The 5,676-nt window shown below is 58.3% G+C and carries 5 protein-coding genes; all 5 read left to right on the top strand.

The window, feature by feature from the left end; translation table 11 throughout:
• The coding region (locus V3W31_04910) for a glutaredoxin family protein (GenBank protein ID MEE9614280.1) at positions 1 to 329 on the top strand (329 nt) is incomplete at its 5' end.
• A 372-nt stretch (positions 330 to 701) separates the two neighbouring features.
• Complete coding sequence (locus V3W31_04905; GenBank protein ID MEE9614279.1) at positions 702 to 1,253, top strand: DUF4390 domain-containing protein; 552 nt, start codon at positions 702 to 704, stop codon at positions 1,251 to 1,253.
• 18 nt (positions 1,254 to 1,271) lie between these two features.
• Positions 1,272 to 3,542, top strand: coding sequence for an ATP-binding protein (locus V3W31_04900; GenBank protein ID MEE9614278.1), 2,271 nt, complete (start codon positions 1,272 to 1,274; stop codon positions 3,540 to 3,542).
• Positions 3,539 to 4,882: a sigma-54 dependent transcriptional regulator gene (locus V3W31_04895; protein MEE9614277.1), complete on the top strand. Its 1,344-nt coding sequence runs from the start codon at positions 3,539 to 3,541 to the stop codon at positions 4,880 to 4,882. Before V3W31_04900 ends, V3W31_04895 begins: the two co-directional genes overlap by 4 nt.
• Positions 4,883 to 5,023: 141 nt before the next feature.
• A partial coding sequence (locus V3W31_04890) for a YebC/PmpR family DNA-binding transcriptional regulator (protein ID MEE9614276.1) occupies positions 5,024 to 5,676 on the top strand: 653 nt, incomplete at its 3' end.

The following is a 5,676-nucleotide window of genomic DNA, read 5'->3' as shown; positions in this document are numbered from 1 at the left end:
CGGTCAGCGGACCGAAAGGGGGGGGGGTTATGGCAACAAGGCTTGTCGTCAAGGTCTACTCCAGGAAAGACTGCGGCCTCTGTAAAGAGGTGAAGGCGACCATCGGGAGGGTTAATGCGGAGATTCCTTTTCACCTGAAGGAGGTCGATATCGCCGATAACGACGACCTCTTCCGGAGGTACAAGGAAGACGTCCCCACCATATTCATAAACGACAAGAAGGCCTTTAAGTTCAAGGTGGACGAGGCGGAGTTCAGGAAGATGGTCAGGAAAGAGTTCATAAGGGCCGGCATCTCGCGCATCTGGAACAAGAAGGAACAGCGCACCTGATCCGCTTGCCGCACTTTTTAAAGCTGCGCCCGAGGCCGTCCGGCCAATCCCTTTGTCCAACCACGCCTTCTATCCTTTGAAGGCCGCTTCAGAGATTCCTGAGTTTATCCGTGCAGATCTTCATCCCGGCACCATGACGCCTGTCCTGAGCTAAGTCGAAGGGGTGCTTCACTTTCTGAACGGCCGTTAGTGGCACCGGGTATGAAGGAAGAAAGCTTGTTTACACACAATACCTTACGCTACCCCGGCCTCGAAGCTCTTGCTTTTTAAGGGGAAATCCTTTATAGTATAAAATTAATGCAATGTCCGTCCGCCCGTGGACCGGGTAGTTGCGGCGTGGCGGAGGTACGAAAGAACCCCCGAGTGTATGGTGTGCCGGTGAGAACCCTTTTCCTTTCAGTCCTTATATCCCTTATCTTCGTTGGCTCCTCCCTGGCAGAGGATGCCAGGATGGACGGGGTGCGCGTGGATTACGATTCGGAGCTGCGTCTCTCGTTCGTGGTGAAGGACGCCTTCACCCAGGACATAGAGGAGGCGATAAAGAGCGGCATACCTACCACCTTTACCTTCATAGTAAAGCTCCACCGCGTGAGAAATCTCTGGCCCGATAAGCACGTGGGCACCTGGGAGTTCGGGCATACCGTCAAGTACGACACCCTGAAGGAGGAGTACGAGCTGACCCTCGAGGAGAGCGGCAGGGTCCTTACGACAAAGGACGCGGGCGAGATGAAGCGCCTTATGGTGACCGGCCTGGACGCGGCGCTCCAGCCGAAGCCGCAGCTCAGCAGCGGGCAGAGCTACGAGCTCAGGCTCATGGCCGAGCTCGACCCCGTGGAGCTGCCCTTCCTGCTCGACTATATGCTCTTTTTCGTCAAGTTGTGGGACTTCGAGACCGACTGGCATGTTACGACCATCACCCCTTAGCGCCGGCTACCCGGCGTGATGAAGGAGATGAACGAGAAGCAGCGCATAGAGGCGTCTGAGCAGAGGAGGAGGCACAGGGAGTTCTACATCATCCTGCTCCTCATCCCCGTCATAGCGCTCATCACCTATATCGAGTCGCACATCTCGATTATAAGCGGTGACGTCCCGGTCGCCACCAACATACTGGTGCTGGGGCTCATAAACGTCAACATCCTGCTGCTGGTCCTCCTGATATTCTTAATCCTCCGTAACGCGGTCAAGTTCTTCTTCGAGGGCAGGCGCAAGTTGATGGGCTCGAGGCTCAGGGTCAAGCTCGTCTCCGCCTTTATCGGCCTTACCATAGTCCCGACCTTCCTCCTCTTCTTCGTGGTTATAACCTTTATCAACAAGAGCGTAGACGGGTGGTTCGACATAAAGGTCGGGGACGCGCTGGGCGAGTCCCTTGAGCTCGCCCAGGACTACTATTGGAACACCTCCGAGGAGAGGCTGGCCGGCGCCTGGCGCATAGCGCGTTCGGTAACGGACGAGGGGGTGGTCTTCGACAGGGAGGCCTTGAGGGAGTTCATAGACACCAAGAGGAGGGAGGAGGACGTCTCCACGGTCGAGGTGTTTTCCCTGCAGGGGCTCAGGACCGCGTACTCCATATCGGACAGGATCAGCCAGAGCATGGTCCCGGACATAGCCGCCGAGCAGGTGGCCTCCGCTTTCAAGGGCGAGGCCTTCAGTTTCGTCGAGACCGTCGGAGAGGGGGACGTTATAAGGGCCATAGCCCCGGTCACCGCGGAGGAGGGCGGGGAGATAATAGGCGCGGTGGCCGTCAGCTATCACGTCCCGAGGAGCCTTATCGCCAAGGTCAAGGGGATAACCGCGGCCTTTGAGAGCTACAAGCAACAGAAACTCATCAAGACCCCCGTAAAGACCACCTACTTCATGATACTGCTCATAATCACGCTCCTCATAGTCTTTTTCGCCATATGGATAGGGCAGTACCTGGCCAAGGGCATTACCGTGCCCATCCAGGAGCTGGCCGAGGGCACCCACGCGGTGGCCAGCGGCGACCTCGACTACAGGATAAATATCGAATCCAGGGACGAGATAGGATTGCTCGTCAAGTCGTTCAACAGGATGACCGAGGACCTGAAGGAAGGTAAGGGGCGGCTCGAGGAGGCCAACCTCGCCTTGAGGAACATAAACGTCGAGCTCGACCAGAGGAGGCGTTACATCGAGATAGTCCTCGGAGACGTGCCGGCCGGGGTCATCGCCCTAGACAAGGCGGGCAAGATAACCTCGCTCAACAAGGTGGCCGCCGACATACTCGGCACCGAAGAGAGGTACGCGCTCGGGAAGAACTATGAGGAGGTCATGCGCTCCAGGGACATAGAGGTCCTGAGGGAGATGATAAGGGAGATGGACGAGATGGGGGCCGAAACGCTTGAGAGGCAGATACGGGTGGAGGTGAAGGACAAGGTGATGACCGTGCTCGTCAACTTGAGCGCCTTGAGGGACGAGAAGGGCGACTACATAGGCATGGTGGCCGTGCTCGACGACCTGACCCACTTGATGAAGACCCAGAGGATGGTGGCCTGGAAGGAGGTCGCCAAGAGGATAGCCCATGAGATAAAGAATCCGCTTACGCCCATCCAGCTCTCGGCCCAGCGTCTGAGGAAGAAGTATTTAAAAAAGTTCGACGACGACGGGAGCGTGTTCGACGAGTGCACGAGGACTATCGTAAAACAGGTCGAGGAGTTGAAGACCCTGGTAAACGAGTTTTCGAGCTTCGCCAGGATGCCGGCGGCCGAGCCCGGCCCGAACGACCTGAACGAGATAGTCGAGGAGATACTTTCCTTTTACAGGGGCGGGCACAAGAAGATTACCTTCGGCGCCTCGACCGACCCGAGGCTCCCCACCCTCGACATAGACCGGGACCAGATAAAGAGGGCCATCATAAACCTCGTCGATAACGCCATAGCGGCCATTGATGGTAGCGACGGGGGTAGCGACGGGGGCGGCGACGGGGGCGGTGGGGAGGTAAGGGTGGAGACCCGGCTCGACGAGGAGCGGAAGATGGCGCTCCTGGAGGTCGTCGACACCGGCTCGGGCATACCCGAGGACTACAAGGCGAGGCTCTTCGAGCCGTACTTCTCCACCAAGAAGTCGGGCACGGGGCTCGGCCTGGCGATAGTGAGCAACATAATCGCCGACCATAACGGCTACATAAGGGTCAGGGACAACGTGCCGCGGGGCACGAGGTTTACCATAGAACTCCCGTTGAAGGCGGTGACCATATGAAGATAATGGTGGTGGACGACGAGAGGGGCATCAGGGAGGCCCTCGGGGGGGTCCTTAAGGACGAGGGCTACGAGGTGGTCCTCTCCGAGAACGCCGACGAGGCCCTTAAGAACCTCGACAAGGACTCCGTGGACCTGGTGCTCCTGGACATATGGATGCCCGGGACGGACGGAGTGGACGCCCTGAAGGAGATAAAGGCCAGGCTTCCTAACGTGCCGGTAATAATGATATCCGGGCACGCCAACATAGAGACCGCCGTAAAGACGACAAAGCTCGGCGCCTACGACTTCATAGAGAAGCCGCTCAGCCTGGACCACGTGGTGCTCACAGTCGAGCACGCGCTCGAGCAGAAGAGGCTCGTCGAGGAGAACCTCGCGCTCCGGAAGCGGGCCGAGGAGGCTAACGAGATAATAGGCAAGTCCGCCCCCATGAAGGCCCTCAAGAAGGACATAAAGAAGGTGGCCCCGACCAACTCATGGGTGCTTATAACGGGAGAGAACGGCACGGGTAAAGAGCTCGTGGCCGCCAACATACATCTCCTCTCGAAGAGGTCCGCCAGGCCTTTTGTCGCGGTCAACTGCGCCGCCATACCCGAGGAACTCATAGAGAGCGAGCTCTTCGGATACGAAAAGGGGGCCTTCACCGGCGCCGTCTCCCGTAAGAAGGGGAAGTTCGACATGGCCGACGGCGGGACCATATTCCTCGACGAGATAGGGGATATGAGCCTTAAGACCCAGGCCAAGATCTTGAGGATTCTGCAGGAGAGGACCTTCGAGAGGGTCGGGGGCACGGAGCCAATAAAGGTCGACGTGCGCGTCGTCGCCGCGACCAACAAGGATCTAGCCGAAGAGATGCGGAAGGGCGGCTTCAGGGAGGACCTCTACTACCGCCTGAACGTCATACCGTTCCACATATCCCCCTTGAGGGAGAGGAAGGACGACATCCCCCTCTTTATCGAGCACTACCTGAAGCTCTTCTCCCGCGAGACGTCAAGGGGGGTGCCCGGGATTACCGAGGGTGCGGTGAGGATGTTTCTGGGCTACCACTGGCCCGGAAACGTCCGCGAGCTCAAGAACCTTATAGAGAGGCTCGTCATCATGACCAACACCGACTCCATAGCGGCCGACGACATCCCGGCCTACATCCGCGGCGACGGGGGAGCGCGGCCGGCGGCCGGCTTCGACGGCACCATGAAAGAGGCCAGGGGAAGGTTCGAGAAGGAGTTCATCCTGGCCAGGCTCGAAGAGTTTGACGGGAACGTGGCACGGACCGCCGAGGCCATAGGGGTCGAGCGGAGCCACCTGTACAGGAAGATAAAGAGCTACGGTATAGAGCCGTAACTGCCCCACCGCAGGTGGTTGGGTCCAGCGTCACGCTGTCCAGCGTCACGCTGTCCAGCGTCACGTTGGGGCTCTCCATGATTGCAAAAGCAGCGGATTTGTGGTATTAAAACCATATCTTTTCAACAGTTAGGGGTATCCATGTCCGGACATTCCAAATGGGCTAATATCAAGCACAAAAAGGCGCGGAGCGACGCCAGGAGGGGCAAGGTCTTCTCCAAGCTCGTAAAGGAGATTTCCGTTGCCGCAAAGCTCGGGGGGAACGACCCGGCGGCCAACCCCCGGCTCAGGACCGCCATAGACAGGGCCAAGTCCGAGAACGTGCCCGGGGAGAATATCGACAGGGCCGTTAAGAAGGGCTCAGGCGGTATGGAGGGGGTAAACTACGAGGAGGGCGTCTACGAGGGCTACGGCCCGGCAGGCATAGCCGTCCTCGTAAGCTATATGACCGATAACCGCAACCGCACGGTCTCGGAGGTGCGTAACGTCTTTACCAAGCTCGGCGGGCGGTTCGGGGAGAACGGCTCGGTAAGCTGGATGTTCGAGAAAAAAGGACTCTTCACCTTCGACATAGCTTCCGTTGAAGAGGAAAAGCTCATGGAGGCGGCGATCGAGGCCGGGGCGGACGACGTCGTCAGGAACGACGAGGACGGCGTCTTCGAGGTATTCACCCCGGCCGTGGAGTTCCATAAGGTGAAGCTTTCGCTCGACTCCATGGGACTCAACTATACGCTTTCCGAGATAAGCATGATACCGAAATCGACCGTCAAAGTTCAGGGGAAAGAGGTCGGAAA

Source organism: Thermodesulfobacteriota bacterium (genome assembly GCA_036482575.1).
In the GTDB taxonomy this organism is placed as follows: Bacteria; Desulfobacterota; GWC2-55-46; order GWC2-55-46; family JAUVFY01; genus JAZGJJ01.
This window is presented reverse-complemented; position numbering and strand designations above follow the sequence as displayed.

Coding starts and splice junctions, on each gene's coding strand:
- V3W31_04895 (MEE9614277.1), top strand. CDS start 3,539: ATGAAGATAATGGTGGTGGACGACGAGAGGGGCATCAGGGAGGCCCTC.
- V3W31_04900 (MEE9614278.1), top strand. CDS start 1,272: ATGAAGGAGATGAACGAGAAGCAGCGCATAGAGGCGTCTGAGCAGAGG.